This window comes from Bradyrhizobium sp. BRP56 (genome assembly GCF_020194035.1).
Lineage (GTDB): Bacteria > Pseudomonadota > Alphaproteobacteria > Rhizobiales > Xanthobacteraceae > Bradyrhizobium > Bradyrhizobium australafricanum.
Map to the genome: position 1 here is coordinate 42,077 of NZ_JADYVV010000060.1, position 16,662 is coordinate 58,738.

A 16,662-nucleotide genomic window follows, 5' to 3' on the forward strand; every position below is an offset into this window, starting at 1 on the left:
CTAACCCCCGAGCCAGACGTCGTCGTATTTCGGCTTGCCGAGCAGGTTCGGCCGATAGCCCTGCACCTTCTTGTTCATGGCGACCAGCTCGAACTGGAACGCCAGCGGCGCGACGAAGGCATTCTCCATCACCAGCCGCTGCACGGTGGAGAACGCCTTGCGCCTGGTGTCGATGTCCTCCGAGGCGCGCGATTCCTTGATCGCGGCCTCGAGCTCGGCCGGCACCGGCGCGCGGCCGCCATTGTAATAGGCGTCCTTGGTGAACATCAGCGAATAGGTCAGGCTCGGGTCGGGCCGCCCGGTCCACGCCGAGAGCAGCCCGGCGCCCTTCTTCTCCGCACCGAAGAAGGCCGCAGAAGCTTCCGCGATCGGGGCGTTGACGAAGCGCACGCCGATGCCGGCCTTGCGCAGCTGCTCGATCAGGATCTCCTGACGCTGCACCGAATCCTGGTCCGGATAGCCGCCGAGCTCGATCTGGGTACCCTCCTTGAAGCCGGCCTCGGCGAGCAGCTTGCGCGCTCGGTCGGGATCATAAGGATAGAGTTTTGCGACCTCCGCGTCGTATGCCCAATGCGCCTTCGGCAGGTTCATGTAGGCGGGCTCCGCAAGACCTGCGAGCGCGGCCTTGACGAAGGACTCGCGATCGATCGCGAAGTTCAGCGCCTGGCGGACCTTGAGATTGTCGAACGGCGGCTTGGCCCAGTTGAGGAAGATCTGAAGCACGTACAGCGTCGGGCCATGCACGACCTTGACGCTCGAGGCGCGCTCGATGATCACCTTCTGCCGCGGCGGCAGCTGGTAGATCAGATCGTTCTGCCCGGCGGTGACCGAGCGGGCGCCGGTGGTGAGCTCGGGAATGATCGAGATCTCGATGGCGTCGGGAAGCGGCCGCTCCGGCTTCCAGTATTTCTCGTTACGCTTGACCACGATCTTCTCGCCGTCGGCCCAGCTGACGAACGAATAGGCGCCGGCGCCGACCGGCTTGCGCGTCACGACGCCGCCCTCGGCCGCCTTCAGCGCCGTCGGCGACACCATCATGCCGGCGCGGTCGGAGAGAATCCCGGGCAGCGCGGTATCCGGCGTCTTCAGCTTCAACGTCACCTGCTGCGGGCCGGTGACCTCGACCGCGGCGACCGAGAGCAGATCGGCCTTGATGTTCGACTTCGCATCGCTGCGGTTGCGCTCGAGATTGAACTTGACGGCCTCCGCATCGAGCGGCGTGCCGTCATGGAAGGTGACGCCGGCGCGGATGTTGAGCACCAGCGTGGTGGGGTCGGTGAACTTCCAGCTTTCGGCAAGGCCGGGCTTCGGCTTCAGCGTGTCGAATTCCCATTCGGTCAACGTATCGTACATCGTGAACAGGAAAGCGTGGTCGGAGCCGGCGCCGCCGGTCGCCGGATCGAGGCTCGACGGATTGGCGGGCGCCGAGATGCGCAGGGTGCCGCCCTTCTTCGGCGCGCCTTCCGCGAAAGCACTGTCGCCGAGCGTGGTGCTGGCGAGTGCGCCCGAGATCAGCGCCATGGCCTCGCGTCGTGTCGTCATTGTCATGGCGTCGTCTCCGGTTGTGAGTTCGGCGAAAAATTCGGGCGATCGGCGAAATGGCAGGCCACCCAGTGATCGGGCTTCAGCTCGCGCCACTCCGGCACGCGGTCGGTGCAGAGCGGCTGCGCGTGCGGGCAGCGGGTGCGGAAGCGGCAGCCCGAGGGCGGATCGATCGGGCTTGGCACCTCGCCCTGCAGGACGATGCGGCTCTCCTGCCGCATCGTGGACGGCAGCGGCCGCGGCTCGGCCGACAGCAGCGCGATCGTGTAGGGATGCAGCGGCCGCTCGGCGACCTCTTCGGTCGGCCCGAGCTCGACGAACTGGCCGAGATACATCACCGCGACGCGCTCACTGATATGCGAGACCACGGCGAGATCATGGGTGATGAAGACATAGGTCAGCCCGAGGTCGCGCTGCAGATCGGCAAACAGATTGAGCACGTCGCCGCGGATCGACATGTCGAGCGCGGCCACCACCTCGTCGCAGACGATCAGTTTGGGCTTGAGCGTCAGCGCGCGGGCGATCACGACGCGCTGCTTCTGGCCGCCGGACAGCTGATGCGGGTAGCGCGCACCGAACTCCTGCGGCAGGCCGACGCGCTCCAGCGCCTCCCGCGCCTGCCGCTCGCGCTCGGCACGGCTGCCGACACCTGCGAGCTCCAGCGGCTCCAGCACCGAGGCCAGAATGGTCATGCGCGGATTCAGCGCGGCGTTCGGGTCCTGGAAGATGATCTGGTAGTCCCGGCGATGACTTTGGAATTCCCGGCGCGGCAGCGCCGTTGGATCGATGCCGTCATGCAGGATGGCGCCGGCGCTGGGATTGAGCAGGAACACCAGCGCGCGGCCGATCGTGGTCTTGCCCGAACCGGACTCCCCGATGATGCCGAAGGTCTCGCCGCGGCGGACGTCGAAATTGACGCCATCGACCGCCTTCACGGTGGCGCGGCGGTCCGAGGTCTGGAAGCGGACCTGAAGATCGCGCACCGAAACGATGGCGTCGCGGCGCGGCTCGGCAGTGCCCGTGGTCATTGCGTCGCGACCTTCGCAGCAGCCGATGCGCCGGGCGGATGCAGCGCGCCCGGCAGATTGAGCTCGGCAAAGCGCCAGCAGCGCACTCTTCTGCCGCCGCCGGCGTCCTGCAGCCTCTGCTCGGCCTCGCAACCCTTGGCCGCATGCGCGCAGCGGGCCCGGAAGCGGCAGCCATTCGGCATCTCCGCGATCGACGGCACCCGGCCCGGGATCGACGGCAGGCGGCCGTGGCGCGGGCTCAAATGCGGCAGCGAGCGCAACAGTCCGGACGTGTAGGGATGCAGCGGCCGCACCAGCGCCTCGTCGACCGTGGCGTCCTCGATCACCTCGCCGGCATACATCGTGATCATCCGCGTGCAGGTCTCGGCGACGACGCCGAGATCGTGGGTGATCAGCATCAGCGCGGTCTTCGAGGTCTCGCTGATGTCGCGCAGCAGCTCGAGGATCTGCGCCTGCACGGTGACGTCGAGCGCGGTGGTCGGCTCATCCGCGATCAAAAGCTGCGGCCCGCAGATCAAGCTCGCCGCGATCATCACACGCTGGCGCATGCCGCCGGAAAGCTGGTGCGGATAGTCGTCGATCCGCCGCTCGGGCGAGGCGATGCCGACGCGGCGGAGCATCTCCAGCGTTTTGGCGCGCGCCTCCTCATGCGAAACGTCCGTGTGGACGCGCAGCGTCTCGGCGATCTGGTGGCCGACGGTGAAGACCGGGTCGAGCGCGCTCATCGGCTCCTGAAAGATCATCGCAATGCGCTTGCCCCGAATCGCGCGCATCTGCCGCGCGCTGCAGGAGGCGAGATCGACGCCGTCGAACAGGATCTTGCCGTCGAGGCCGGCAAAATTGCCCGGCAACAATCGCAGGATCGACAGGCCGGTGATGGTCTTGCCGCAGCCGCTCTCGCCGACGATGCCGACGCGCTCGCCGGGCGCGATGTCGAAGTCGATGCGGCGCGTCGCCTGCCAGACGCCCTGCGCGGTCTTGAAGCGGATGCCGAGCCCGCGCACGGACAATAGCGGCCGTGCGCCGTCTCGCGCGCCCTCCGCCCTGCGCTGTGCCGGCTGACCTGCCTCCATCAGCCCGCCGCCCGCTTCTTCTCTTTCACCAGCTGCTCCTCCATCAGCATCTCGGTGCCGATGATGCCCTCGCGGGTGAGCTCATCGAGCTCGGCGTCGGAAAGCCCGAGCATGCCGCCGAGGATCTCGCGGTTGTGCTCGCCGAGCGTCGGCGGCACCGAGCGGATCGCGAACGGCGCATCGCTCTCGCGAAACGGCATCGATGGCTGCGGATGTCGTCCGATGAACGCGCGGTCAACCTGCTGGATGAAGCCGCGCGCGTGGAGCTGCGGATCCTCCAGGAGATCGATCGGCAGCCGCGCGACGCCGGAGGCAACGCCGGCAGATTGCAGCGCGGTCATCGCCGCATCGGCATCGCGCGCCGCGGTCCAGGCCGTGATCGCAGCCTCGATCTCGGCCTCGAGGGCGCGGCGGCCCGCGGCCGTCTTGAGTGCCGCGTCCGCTGCCCAATCCTCGCGGCCGAGCAGCCGGGCAAGCTTTGGCCACATCGCGTCGTCGGACGCCGCGACGACGATCCAGTTGTCTTCTCCGGCGCAGCGAAAGCAGCCATGCGGCACGAAATCCGGATGGCGGTTGCCGTATTTGGTCGGCGGCTCGCCACTGGTCGAATGCGCGACGATCCAGGGCGCGGCGAACGGCATCATGCATTCGATCTGGGCGAGATCGATGAATTGCCCCTGCCCCGTCAGTTTGGCGTGGATCAGCGCGGTCAGCACCGCGGCGGCGCCGTTGAGGCCCCCGACGGCGTCGCCGAACGCGGTATGGCTCATGACCGGCGGACCAGCGGGATCGCCGACCACGCTGGGCAGGCCGGAGCCCTGCTCCAGCGTCGAGCCGTAAGCGCGGCAATCGCGATGCACGCTGCCGGCGCCGAACGCCGACATCGACATCATCACCAGCTTGGGATTGATCTTGCTCAGCACGTCATAGCCGAGGCCGAGCTTGGGCAGCACCTCGACCGAATAATTGTCGACCACGAGGTCGGCATCGGCGAGCAGGCGCTTCGCCAATTCAAGCCCCTTCGGTCGGGTCAGATCGAGCGTGATGCCGCGCTTGTTGCGGTTCATGATGCAGTAGCGCACCGACTTCTCGTACATCTGCTCCAGCACATAGGCCGGACGGCGGTCGACGCCGCGCCACCAGTCCGGATACTGGGTCGCCTCGATCTTGATGACGTCGGCGCCGAGATCGGCGAGCGTGCGGGTGCAGATCGGCCCGGCCCAGCCCATCGAAAAGTCGACGACGCGGATGCCCTCGAGTGGCAAGCGGTCGGTTGCAGCGGGCTCGGGCGCCGGCACGCGCGGCGCGGCTTCGCGCCTCGCCTGCTGCTCGCCGAGATCAGGCACCCGGCCGCCGCGCAGCGGCGGCGTTGCGGTCAGCCGCTGCATCGTGCCGGCGGAAAAGCCGGTCTCGTCGCCGATGGTGATCGGGACGATTGCACCGCGGGCGCACTTCTCCTCGTCGGCGATGAGATCCGCGACCTCCGGCACCGGCACGATCGGAATCCTGCGCTTGAGCCCTTCGGCGAACCACTCCTGCGCGGTGCGCTGCTTCAGCTTCGGCAGGATCTTGGCTTCGATCTCGGCGACATGGCGCAGCCGGTCGACCCCCATGACCAGTGTCGGATCGTCGCGCAGCTCGTTGAGCCCGAGCATCTCGCAGAACGCGCGCCACTGCGCCGGGGTCACCGTGGTGACGCCGAGCCAGCCCTGCTTGGTCTCGTAGATGCCGACCGGAAAGGTCGGCCAGAACCGGTTGACGCCGATCCGCCGCATGATGTCGCCGCGCTGGAATGCCTCGAACATGATGTATTCGGTGACGGCGATAGAGGCCTCGAACAGGCTGAGATGGTTTTCGCGCCCGCGCCCATCGTGCATGCGGCCGAGCACCGACGAAGCGGCCGCGATGAAGCCCCACAGCCCGCCCAGGATGCCGGTCTGGAAATCCGGCGCATGCATCGGCGGCCCCTGCTCCGGACCGACCAGCTTCACAAGTCCGGTCAGCGCGCGGATCGTGGAGTCCGTCGCCGCGAAATTGGCGTAGGGACCGCGATCGCCGAACCAGGCGAGGTCGAGATGAATGAGGCCGGAATTATCCCGCTTGATCGCGTCGAGATCGATCTCGGGACAATCCGCCGCAGCGATGCCGCGCCCGTCGAGCAGGATGTCGCAGCCGGCAATCAGCTCCCGCAAGCGCGATGCCGCGCCCGCATCGCGCGTGTCGAGGACGACACTCGACTTGTTGAAGTTGAGGAACGCAAACCACGCGCTCCGGCCTTTGGGCGTCAGCGGCGCGGTGCGGCGAAGCGGATCGCCGTGCGGCGGCTCGACCTTCTGCACATCGGCGCCGAAATCGGCAAACAGCCGCGCGCAATAGCTCGTCGCCGCAGCACTTCCGATCTCGACAATCCGCAGATGCGACAACGCGCCCATCAGGCTTCCTCGCGACACACGACCAGCCGGTGACAGCGACTGATTCAGTCTTCTTGTTGGGTGAACTTGAAGCCGCGCGACGAGTGTGATGCAAGTGGAATTTTCTTCCGCTTGACGGAATTAGCGAGCGTATGACCGAAGTTGCTGCTCAGCGCGAAGCGAAGATTGTGCAGCTAATTGCAGGTGAGCTGCGCTTCGAACCAGTGTTGCACTGAGTTCGACAATCGCGGCCATGCGCGCAAGACATGCGCGTATGAGGCAGCGCTCGCGCGGGTGATGCCGCGCAGTTCCTGCTCAATGGCGGGAAGATCAACACCGAGGCACCGGCCGGCCTTGGCGACGCTGCGACCATCGACCACAAGCTCAGAGATCAGCGACGCATTGCCGCGTGCGAACAAGAGGTCGAGCGGATCGGCATCGAGAATCTGATCACGCTCGAGGCGGTCGAGATCGATGCTGACGAAATCGGCCGGCGCACCGACCGAGAGCTCGCCGGTGCCCGGCGCGCCGGTGGCGCGGCGGCCGTTGCGGATCGCGAGCGTGAAGAATTCCTGAGCAGTCCATGTACGCTTGAAGCCGAGGCCGCCGTGCGTCATCTGCACCAGCCGCATCTCACGCAGCACGTCGTCATCCTCATCGAGCGCGAGGCCATCGACGCCGACGGCAATCCCGCAACCGCAGCCGTGCGCCGCCGCGATCGGTGCCAGCCCGGAGCGCAGATACAGGTTGGAGGAGAAGTTGGTGACAATGCGCGCGCCCGACGCCGCGATCATCTCGAGCTCGTCGGGCCGAGCGTGGATGCAATGCGCGAGCGTCAGCCGCTCCGAGAGGAAGCCGATGTCGCGGAGATAGCGCACGATGCCGCCGGGAAAATGCTGGTCGGCCCAGGCGCGCTGGTAGATGGTCTCGAGCAGATGCATGTGAATGCGGCGGCCGGTCTGCGCAGAGTTCTCCGCGACTGCCTCCAGCAGCGGCTTCGAGCACCACTGCACCCCGGCCGGCCCAAGCTGCACATCAATCTTCGGCCCGCCGATCGCAGCCGCGATGGCGTCGGTCAGCTCGATATACGCTTTTGGCGACATCGGGGCCCGCACGAACAGCTGCTCGATCATCTTGCGGTCGTCGGCCGGAAGGTCTGACAGCACCGGTTTGCTGTCGCCATAGACGATCGGGTTCTGGTCGCGCACTGCGATCGCAAAGGCGATGCGGATGCCAACATCGGCGGCGGCGCGCGCGATCGCCCTGGCCTCATCGAGCAACGGCATGGTACCGCTCGGACGGGTGTAGTGCATCATCATCGCCGCGCAGCCGGCCTGCGCAGCGCGGGCAAACGCCGAAGCCGCGGAGAGATAGGGATCGACCGGCGTGCCGACCACCGTGCGCAGGATCCAGCTCTCCAGCGGCATGCCGACCGCCCCGAAGCTCGAGGCGCGCGGGCGGGCATGGTCGTGGGCGTTGACGAAGGCGGGAAGGATCAGGGAACGCGGGCCTGTCGCCGGGCGCGCGGCTTCGGAAATATCGGTGATGACGCCGCCGTCGTGACGGAGCACGACGTCGTTGCGGATGTCGTGGTCAGAACCGCAGAACAGACGGGTTACCGTGACGTCCATCGGTCCCTCCGCCGTCATTGCGAGGAGCGGAGCGACGAAGCAATCCATCCATTCCCGTGCCGAAGAATGGATTGCTTCGCTTCGCTCGCAATGACGAGTAAACTTAATTCGCCGTATACACCAGCTCCCGCTCCGCGCGCGGCGGCAGGAATTCCCGCGAAAACACTTCGGCCGGGGCCGGCGTGCGGGCGAGCTGGTAGCCTTCGACGATGAAGCCGATGGCGCGGGCCATGCGGTCGTCCTTGACGTCGCCGATGCCGATGTCCTTCATCTCCGGCGAGACGATCAGCTTCTCGAAGGAATATTGCAGCCGGCGCTTCTCGACATCGACATTGATCAGATTGTCATAGTTCAGCGCCGCCTTCATGGCCGCGTTCTGGTCCTTGGCAACTGCGATTGCGCCCTTGTTGATGGCGCGGACGAGGCCGGCGACCGCCTTCGGGTTCGAGGCGATCAGCTTGCGCGAGACCATCACGCCGTTGGAATAGAGGTCGAGCCCGTAATCGCCGAACGAGAACCATTTGAAGTCCTTGTCGGGGTCCTGGCGGTTCAGCACCAAATTGAAATAGCTCGTGATGTTGAACACCAGCGCGGCGTCGATGTCGCCCTTGATCAGCATCGGCTCCTGCAGGTTCGGCGCCATGTTGGAGACCTTGATCTTCTCGCCATCGAGCCCGTTCTTGTGCACGAACACCGGCAACAGCCGCGTGGTCGGCGTGCCCTGCGCGCCGCCGAGCGTGTGGCCTTCGAAATCCTTGATCGACTTGATGCCGCTCGAGTTCTTGGCGACGATCGCGAATGGCGGCTGGTTCCACATCATGTAGACCATGACCGGCGCATCCTGCGGCTTGGTCGCGGCGTTCTGGATGATCGCGTTGACGTCGCCGAAGCCGGCGTCATAGGCGCCCGACATGATGCGCGTCACGGTCGCGCCGGAGCCCTCGCCCTGGTCGATCACGACGTTGAGGCCTTCCTCTTTGAAGTAGCCGTTGTCCTTGGCGTAGAAGAATGCGGCGTCCGAGCCTTGCGTCTTCCAGCCCAGCGTGAACTTGATGGTGGTTTCCTCGGCGCGCGCGGGAGCGGCGATCAGGGCCAATCCCAACAGCGCGGCGCTTACTTTTCTCAGCATCGAGATCTCCTTAAGCTTCATTGCTTGACGGTTGACGAAGTGTCTCAAGTGGCGATGACATTGTCCTTGCGCGTCGCCCAGCCGGTGACCTGGCCCTCGATCAGCGAGAACAGGACGTAGAGCGCGACGCCGAGACCGGCGAGCACGAACAGCCCGGCGAACACCAGCGGCACGTTGAAATTGGAGGACGCGGTCATCATGACGTTGCCGATGCCGCGGTTCGAAGCGACCGTCTCGGACAGCACCGCGCCGACGAAGGCGTAGGAGACCGCGACCTTCAGCGAGGCGAAGAAGAACGGCATCGTGCGCGGCAGCCCGACATTCCACAGGATGTCGAACTTGCTGGCGCCGAGCGCCTTCAGCACGTCCTCGAGCTCGGGCTCGGTGGTGGCAAGGCCGGTGGCGATATTGACGACGATTGGGAAGAAGCAGATCGACAGCGAGGTCAACACCGCCGGCACGGTGCCGGAGCCGAACCACAGCACGAAGATCGGCACCACGGCGACCTTCGGGATCGACGAGAAGCCGACCAGCAGCGGATAGCAGGTGTCGTAGGCGGTTTTTGACACCCCGATCACGGCACCGAGCGCGACGCCGAGCGCCACGCCGAGCACGAAGCCGATCATGGTGGTGACCAGGGTCTGCACGATGTGCGGCCACAGGATCGGGAATTTCTCGAACAGCGTGACGAAGATCTGCGACGGCCGCGGCAACACGAGGTCCGACATCCCCGTCATCAGGCAGAACAGCTCCCAGGCGACGAAAAACAGCACGATCAGCGCCGCGGACCAGGCCTTCTGCCTGATGTCTGACACGGACATGGTCAGGCTCCCTCTCGCGCCGCGGTGCGCGCATCGACGATGAAGGCGCGGAGCTTCTGGTTGAGCGCGACGAAGTCGGGCTCAAAGGTCATCGCCACGGTGCGCGGACGGGCGAAGTCGACCCTGGAGTCGTCGAGGATGCGGCCGGGCCGCGCGCTCATCACGCAGATACGGCTGGCGAGGAAGCCGGCCTCGCGCAGATCATGGGTGACCAGCAGCACGGTCGGCCTGTGGGTCATCCAGAGCTGCTGAAGGATTCCCCACAGCTCCTCGCGGGTGAACTGGTCGAGCGCGCCGAACGGCTCGTCGAGCAGCAGCATGCGCGGCTCGTGAATCAGCGCGCGGCACAGATTGGCGCGCTGGAGCATGCCGCCGGAGAGCTGCCACGGATAGCCGCCGCCGAACCCCTTCAGCCCGACCTGCTCGAGCAACGCATTGGCCTTGTCGCGGAACTCGGTCTTGCGCAGCTTGCGGAACTGCGAGCGGAACGGCTCGACGATCTTCAGCGGCAGCATGATGTTCTTTTCGATCGTCATCCACGGCAGCATGGTCGGGTTCTGGAACGCCATGCCGACCCGCATCGCGCGCGCCGCGACCTCGCGGCCCCCGACGATGACGACGCCGGTGGACGGCCGCGCCAGGCCCGAAACCAGCCGCAGGATGGTGGACTTGCCGCAGCCGGACGGGCCGACCAGCGCGACGAACTCGCCGTCGGCGATCCGCAGCGTGGTTGTCGACAGTGCCGGCACGGCGCGGGCGCCGCGGCCGAAGGTCACGGAGGCGTCCGACAGCTCGATCGCGGTCGGCGCGGATCCGGCGGCCATCGGCTCGCCGGCGAATTCGGAGTTTGGTTGCATGCGCATCACGAGCAAAGTGCATGCAAGCCGGATGCCAGCGGCCGTAGCGTTGAAAATCAAGGAGATCGCGCGTTCCGCGCCTCAAAGGCCGGATTCCTTTTGGGCAATCCGCGGCTCAAACTGCATGCAATTCGAGCGCCCGATTGCTCTGGCGGTATGATAAAGAGGCGTTCGAAGCACCTTCGAGAGGGATTCGCGGCAATGGCGGGGCGCGCCGACAGCAGCAAGACGGCTGAATCGTCAGACAAGGTCAGCGTGATCTGCCGCGCGCTGCGGCGCGCGATCATCGAGCAGGCGCTGGAGCCCGGCGCCAAGCTGCCCGAGGATTCGCTCGGCGAGCGCTTCGGCGTCAGCCGCACCATCGCACGGCATGCGCTCGGGCAGTTGGCGGCGGAAGGCCTGGTAGAGCTGCGCCGCAACCGCATCGCCGTGGTGGCGACGCCGAGCTGGCAGGAGGCGCGCGATGCCTTCGATATTCGCATCGAGCTCGAGCGGCTGGTGGTGCGGCAGCTCGCGGGCAAGCTGACCAAGGCGCAGATTGCCGAGCTGAATGCCCATGTCGACGCCGAGGATCGGGCCCGCGACGGCACCGACGCGGTGTCGATCCGGCTCGCCACCGAATTCCACATCCTGCTTGCGCACATGACCAACAGCCCGATCCTGGTGCGCTATGTCAGCGAGGTCGCGTACCGCTGCTGCCTGACGCTGTCGCTCTACAGCCGGCCGCATTCATCGGAATGCGCGATCAACGAGCACCGCGCGATCATCGCCGCGCTGGCGAAAGGCGACGTCGACAAGGTGATGGGGCTGATGCACAGCCATCTGGATTCCGTGGCGACCCGTGCGCTGGTCGCGCCGAGCCCGCAGCGCGGCCGCGATCTGCTGGATATTCTGGCCCCCTATGCCGACGAGGCAACCGGCGAAAAGGTGGTGAAGCTGCCGAAGGCGGCGCGGCGCTGATGACTAGCTGCGCTTTACGACTGTCATCTTGAGGAGACTCCGTCGCTCTATCGCCGTCATCCTGAGGAGCGCGTAGCGCGTCTCGAAGGATGCATGGCCCCGCTGGTGGCCGTCGATCCTTCGAGACGCGCGCAAGAGCGCGCTCCTCAGGATGACGGAAGAACGACGGCAGGCGATACTTTACGCCTCGATCCCCCGCTGCACCAGGATCCGCTCGGCGCTGTCGTTCCAGACGTCCATCTTGACGATCTGCCCGCCCCGCACCACGAAGCGGTCGACATAGCGGTTGCCTTCGAACGGCGTGCCGTCGGTCCATTCGCCGTAGAGCGTGCCGACGCTGTAGACGACGGTCTCGTCCGTGCCAGGGCAGACATCGAAGCGGTCCATCTTCTTCTTCACCCAGCGATAGCGTTTCGCGTTGAAGGCGGTCGGCCCGCGCGGATGGTCGAATTCGCGCCCGCCGGTGAAGGCGATCACCGTGCCCGGCTTCATATAGGCCGCAGCCGCATCCGAATCGGGGATCATCGACGCCGTCAGATAGGCCTCGACGATCTCGGCATCGGACATCGGGCGGGCATCGGCTTTGGCGGGTGCGGACATGGGGCCTCCAGGAATAATCAGGACTCTACAATCTGCCGGCAAAAGTGTATGCATATTTTTTAGACAATCGAACCATAAAACTGCACACAATCTGGTGCTGCCGGATCCTCGCCGCTCCGCTAGGCTGAAACCATCCTGATGTTTCCTCGCCGATGATCGCGAAACCTGCCTTCGACCTCGTCTTCCGCAATGCCGTGACGCGCAGCTCCGCCGCCGCGGTCGATATCGGCATCGCCGGCGGCAGGATCGCCGCGATCGCGCCGCGCCTCGTGTGCGAGGCGGTCGACGTCGACCTCAACGGCCGGCTGGCGTTGCCCGGGTTCGTCGACACCCATATCCATCTCGACAAGGCCTGCCTGCTCGGCCGCTGCGGCCACGATCACGCCAGCCTCAGCGAGGCGATCCGCGCGGTGTCGGCGATGAAGCGCGACTTCACGGTCGAGGATGTCTATGCGCGCGGCTCAAAAGTGATCGAGCGCGCGATCACGGCCGGCACCACGCGGATGCGGACGCATGTCGAGATCGACCCGAGGATCGGGCTGCGCGGCTTCGAGGCGGTCAAGGCCTTGAAACGCGACTATGCCTGGGCGCTCGACCTCTCGCTCTGCGCCTTTCCGCAGGAGGGCTTGACCAACGATCCCGGCGCCGACGAGCTCTTGGTCGCGGCGCTCAACGACGGTGCCGAGGCGGTCGGCGGCTGCCCCTATGTCGACAGCGATCCGAACGCGCATATCGCACGCATCTTCGACCTCGCGCAGGAGTTCGATGTCGACGTCGACCTCCATCTCGATTTCGACCTCGATCCTTCCTGGTGGCACATGGAGGAGGTCTGCCGGCAGACCGAGCGGCGCAACTATCACGGACGCGTCGCGATCGGGCACGCCACCAAACTCTCCGCGCTGCCGCCTGATCGGTTGAAGAAAGCCGGCGCTCGGCTCGCCGAGGCCGGTGTCGCGGTCACCGTGCTGCCGGCGACCGATCTCTATCTGATGGGCCGCGACGCCACCCACAACGCGCCGCGCGGGCTCACGGCCGCGCATCGGCTCGTGGCGGACGGGGTGCTGTGCTCGGTCGCGACCAACAATGTGCAAAATCCCTTCACGCCGTTCGGCGATGCATCACTTCTGCGGATGGCCAATCTCTACGCCAATGCGGCGCATGCCGGGATCGGCGAGTTCGACGCCTGCCTCGATCTCGTCACCGATCTGCCGGCGCGGCTGATGAACCTGAAGGATTACGGCATTGCGGTCGGCAACCCCGCCGACATCGTCGTGCTCGATACCGACAGCGGAACCAACGCCATCGCCGAGCTGCCCGACGTGCTGATGGGCTTCAAGCACGGCCGCAAGACCTTCGAACGGCAAAGGCCGACATTGTTCCGGCCTGACACCGAGATGTTTGTCCCGTCATCCTGAGGCGCGAGCTCTTGCGAGCCTCGAAGGATGCACGGCCCCGTGAGATCCATGCGGAAAGAGCCGGGCCGTCGCCCTTCGAGACGCGCGCAAGAGCGCGCTCCTCAGGGTGACGGTGAACGAAGAGGCGAGTGCCGCCTTGCCAATACGCATTGTCGCCTTGCCTTGGCGCGAATTGACGTCTTCGCCGATCCGTTGTTGGTATCCCGCCAACAGCAACAAACAACCGGGCAGGAAACCATGAGCAAATCCACCACAATCAAAAGCGTCGAGACGCTCGCCTGCGATGCCGGCTGGCGGAATTATCACTTCGTCAAGGTGACGACGAATGACGGGCTGGTCGGCTGGAGCGAATATGACGAGGGCTTCGGCGCGCCCGGCGTGACCGCGGCGATCGAGCGGCTGTCGGCGCGGGTGGTCGGCAAGAACGCGTTCGAGCACGAGCGGATCTATGTCGAGCTGTTCGCCGCGACGCGCCCTGCCGCCGGCGGCGTGGTGGCGCTGGCGCTCGGGGCGATCGAGAACGCGCTGCTCGACGTCAAGGCCAAGGCGCTCGGCGTGCCCTGCTACGACCTGCTCGGCGGCAAGATCCGCGACCGCGTGCGGGTGTACTGGTCGCATTGCGCGACCTGGCGCATCAATCATCCCGACTGGTACAAGCCGGCGATCACTGATCTCGACGGCGTCAAGGCGATCGGGGCCGAAGTGCGCGAGAAGAAATTCACGGCGATGAAGACCAACATCTTCGTCTATACCGACGGCAAACCGCAAGGCTGGCGCCCCGGCTTCGGCTCGCCGTTCCAGCCCGAGATCAATATCGACCGCACTGTGCTGCGCAATCTCTGCATGCACCTGGAGGCGATCCGCGACGGCGCGGGGCCGGATGTCGATCTCCTGCTCGACCTCAACTTCAACGCCAAGACCGAGGGCTATCTGAAAATCCTGCGCGCCATCGAGAAGATGGACATGTTCTGGGTCGAGATCGACACCTTCAATCCACAGGCGCTCGGCTACATCCGCCGCCAGAGCCCGCACCCGATCTCGTCCTGCGAGACGCTGCTCGGCCTGCGCGAGTTCCTGCCCTATTTCACCGAGCAGGCGATGGACGTCGCGATCATCGACACACCGTGGAACGGGGTCTGGCAGTCGATGAAGATCGCCGCCGCCGCCGAGCATTTCGAGGTCAACGTCGCGCCGCATAATTTCTACGGCCACCTCTGCACCATGATGAACGCGCATTTCTGCGCCGCGGTGCCGAACCTGCGCATCATGGAGACCGATATCGATCGGCTGGCCTGGGACCACGAGCTGTTCACCCACGTGCCTGAATTCGTCGACGGCCATCTCGTGATCCCGGATCGTCCGGGCTGGGGCACCGAGCCGAACGAGGAAGGGCTGCGCGCGCACCCGCCGAAGAACAAGGGCGGGCTGTTGAATTACGGGTTGAAGAAGTAAACTCTCTCCACACCGTCGTCACGGCGAAAGCCGGGACCCATAACCACCGCTGCGTGGTGTGTAAGGGATTATCGCCCCAGCAGAGCAAAACAATGTGCAGTTGGGGTAATGGGTCCCGGCCTTCGCCGGGACGACGCATGACCCAACTCAACGGCCCTCAATTATCCTCGCGCACTGCCGTGAACGCGCTGTCGATCACGTCGCCGATCGGCTGCCAGGCATTGCCGTCGAACTGCACCAGCCGCATCTGCTTGATCGGGCGGAAGTCCTTCGGTCCGGTGTTGATCACGATCCCGGGCAGCGCGATCGGGCTCTGGTAGTCCTTCAGCGACGCGGCCTGCCGCATGATGTTCTCGCGCGACAAATCGTCGCCGCACTGGCGCAGCACCTGCATCAGCGTGTCCGCGGCGGCGTAGCCGAACACGGCGTAGATGTCGTCCTTGTCGCCGTCGGGGTAATACTTGTCCATGAAGGCGAGCCATGCCTTGATCTGCGGGTCGTCCTTCCAGGAGGCATCGCCGGCATCCTTGAGGAACGAGGTCGAGATCACGCCGAGCGAATTCTGCAGGCCCGCCGGCCGCAGCGCGCTGGCGATCGAGGCCGACGCGTTGTCGAGAATGAACACCGGATGCCAGTCGAGGTCGGCGGCGACGCGGATCGCGCGCGCCGCGATCGCCGGCGCGCCGTCGAACACCAGGATATCGGCGCCGGAGTTCTTCAAAATTCCGATCTGGTTCTGGATTGCGGTCTCCGATGCATCGAAGGCGAGATCGGCGACGATCATGCCCGCGGTGTCGCCGAGCCCCTCCTGCAATCCCTTGAACAGGTCGCGGCCGAACTGGTCGTTCTGCCAGAGCACCGCGATCTTGCGCGAGGGATAGGCGGCCTGGATGTAATTGGCGTAGATCCGCCCCTCGGCGCGGAAGGTCGGCTGCCAGCCCATGGTCCAGGGAAAAGTCGCAGGATGCGCCCACGCCTCGTCGCCGGAAGCGACGAACAGCTGCGGGACCTTGTTCTCGTTGAGGTACTTCCGGACCGCGAGGTTGCTCGGCGTGCCGAACGAGCCGAACATCAACAGCACGTCCTGCTTCTCGACGAGATCGCGGGTCTGCTCCATCGCGATCTTCGGACTGGAGCTGTCATCGACCGAGACGAACCTGACCTTGCGGCCGTTGATGCCGCCATGCTCGTTGACCATGTCGAAATAGGCCGCCTCCGCCCGCCCGATGGTCGCGAACGCAGCGAGCGGCCCGGTATAGGGCATGACGTTGCCGATGCGGATCTCGTTGCCGGCCGCCGCCGTCTGCGGCTGCTGCGCGCGCAACGGCGCCGCCGCGAGGACAGCTGCGAGGACGAGGAATATCGAAAGCGCAGTTTGTCTTTTTGTTTGCATCAACATCGCCACAAACGCGCCGGCACCAGGCCGGCGCTCCTCCCGAGCGAGCAGAGCTTATCGCCCAAGCCAATGCCGGAAAAATGAAATGTTGATGGCGGAGGCGGGCCTTCCTTCACCTCCCCCGCAAGCGTGTTTAGTCCCGTGAGTTTAGCAACGGCCTGGATCGGGGCCTGGTAGCCGAGGCATTTGAGGCGCGTCCGGTTGTAGTCGTGGACGAACTTGGCGATGAAGGCGTCGCGATCGGCATGGTCGATGAAGGTCCGCCGGGCGCTGCCGCGCTTTTGTTCGCGGCCAATGGCTTCGGCGATACGCCGGTTGAAGCGTTCGACGAGGCCGTTGGTCTGCGG

At 65.7% G+C, this 16,662-nt stretch carries 14 protein-coding genes; 3 read left to right on the forward strand and 11 right to left on the reverse strand.

Annotation, left to right across the window (positions count from 1 at the left end):
* The 8 genes from I6F38_RS32570 to I6F38_RS32605 all read right to left on the reverse strand — a co-directional run bounded on the left by I6F38_RS32570 (window position 1) and on the right by I6F38_RS32605 (window position 10,492).
* Window positions 1-1,548, reverse strand: coding sequence for an ABC transporter substrate-binding protein (locus I6F38_RS32570; RefSeq protein WP_225163296.1), 1,548 nt, complete (start codon window positions 1,546-1,548; stop codon window positions 1-3).
* Window positions 1,545-2,570, reverse strand: a complete 1,026-nt coding sequence (locus I6F38_RS32575) for an ABC transporter ATP-binding protein (protein WP_225163297.1) — start codon at window positions 2,568-2,570, stop codon at window positions 1,545-1,547. Before I6F38_RS32575 ends, I6F38_RS32570 begins: the two co-directional genes overlap by 4 nt.
* Window positions 2,567-3,643, reverse strand: a complete 1,077-nt coding sequence (locus tag I6F38_RS32580) for an ABC transporter ATP-binding protein (RefSeq protein WP_225163298.1) — start codon at window positions 3,641-3,643, stop codon at window positions 2,567-2,569. Before I6F38_RS32580 ends, I6F38_RS32575 begins: the two co-directional genes overlap by 4 nt.
* On the reverse strand, window positions 3,643-6,075 hold the full coding sequence (locus I6F38_RS32585) for a CoA transferase (protein WP_225163299.1): 2,433 nt from the start codon (window positions 6,073-6,075) through the stop codon (window positions 3,643-3,645). The genes I6F38_RS32580 and I6F38_RS32585 overlap by 1 nt, the downstream gene beginning before the upstream one ends.
* A gap of 173 nt (window positions 6,076-6,248) precedes the next feature.
* Complete coding sequence (locus tag I6F38_RS32590; RefSeq protein WP_225163300.1) at window positions 6,249-7,685, reverse strand: amidohydrolase family protein; 1,437 nt, start codon at window positions 7,683-7,685, stop codon at window positions 6,249-6,251.
* A gap of 103 nt (window positions 7,686-7,788) precedes the next feature.
* Window positions 7,789-8,814 (reverse strand): ABC transporter substrate-binding protein, encoded by a 1,026-nt coding sequence (locus I6F38_RS32595; protein WP_225163301.1) that lies wholly within the window; start codon window positions 8,812-8,814, stop codon window positions 7,789-7,791.
* Window positions 8,815-8,858: 44 nt separating this feature from the next.
* Window positions 8,859-9,635, reverse strand: a complete 777-nt coding sequence (locus I6F38_RS32600) for an ABC transporter permease (RefSeq protein WP_050425957.1) — start codon at window positions 9,633-9,635, stop codon at window positions 8,859-8,861.
* Between the two features lie 2 nt (window positions 9,636-9,637).
* Window positions 9,638-10,492 carry an ABC transporter ATP-binding protein gene (locus tag I6F38_RS32605; RefSeq protein WP_225163302.1) on the reverse strand — a complete coding sequence of 285 codons (855 nt, stop codon included), beginning with the start codon at window positions 10,490-10,492 and terminating at the stop codon, window positions 9,638-9,640.
* A gap of 201 nt (window positions 10,493-10,693) precedes the next feature.
* Here I6F38_RS32605 and I6F38_RS32610 point away from each other — a divergent pair, with 201 nt between their 5' ends.
* A complete protein-coding gene (locus tag I6F38_RS32610) occupies window positions 10,694-11,452 on the forward strand; it encodes a GntR family transcriptional regulator (protein WP_225163303.1) in 759 nt (252 codons plus the stop codon).
* A gap of 180 nt (window positions 11,453-11,632) precedes the next feature.
* Here the strand turns inward: I6F38_RS32610 and I6F38_RS32615 are convergent, their stop codons facing one another.
* Window positions 11,633-12,052 carry a nuclear transport factor 2 family protein gene (locus I6F38_RS32615; RefSeq protein WP_225163304.1) on the reverse strand — a complete coding sequence of 140 codons (420 nt, stop codon included), beginning with the start codon at window positions 12,050-12,052 and terminating at the stop codon, window positions 11,633-11,635.
* Window positions 12,053-12,204: 152 nt separating this feature from the next.
* Between I6F38_RS32615 and I6F38_RS32620 the strand changes: the two genes are divergently transcribed.
* Together I6F38_RS32620 and I6F38_RS32625 are read left to right on the forward strand one after the other, a co-directional pair.
* Window positions 12,205-13,467 (forward strand): amidohydrolase family protein, encoded by a 1,263-nt coding sequence (locus I6F38_RS32620; RefSeq protein ID WP_225163305.1) that lies wholly within the window; start codon window positions 12,205-12,207, stop codon window positions 13,465-13,467.
* Window positions 13,468-13,704: 237 nt separating this feature from the next.
* Window positions 13,705-14,919: a mandelate racemase/muconate lactonizing enzyme family protein gene (locus I6F38_RS32625; RefSeq protein WP_225163306.1), complete on the forward strand. Its 1,215-nt coding sequence runs from the start codon at window positions 13,705-13,707 to the stop codon at window positions 14,917-14,919.
* A 157-nt stretch (window positions 14,920-15,076) separates the two neighbouring features.
* Here the strand turns inward: I6F38_RS32625 and I6F38_RS32630 are convergent, their stop codons facing one another.
* Together I6F38_RS32630 and I6F38_RS32635 are read right to left on the reverse strand one after the other, a co-directional pair.
* Window positions 15,077-16,312 (reverse strand): ABC transporter substrate-binding protein, encoded by a 1,236-nt coding sequence (locus tag I6F38_RS32630; RefSeq protein WP_225163307.1) that lies wholly within the window; start codon window positions 16,310-16,312, stop codon window positions 15,077-15,079.
* Window positions 16,312-16,662 (reverse strand): integrase core domain-containing protein (locus I6F38_RS32635; RefSeq protein ID WP_225163308.1); only part of this gene is annotated, 351 nt, incomplete at its 5' end. The genes I6F38_RS32635 and I6F38_RS32630, both read right to left, overlap by 1 nt.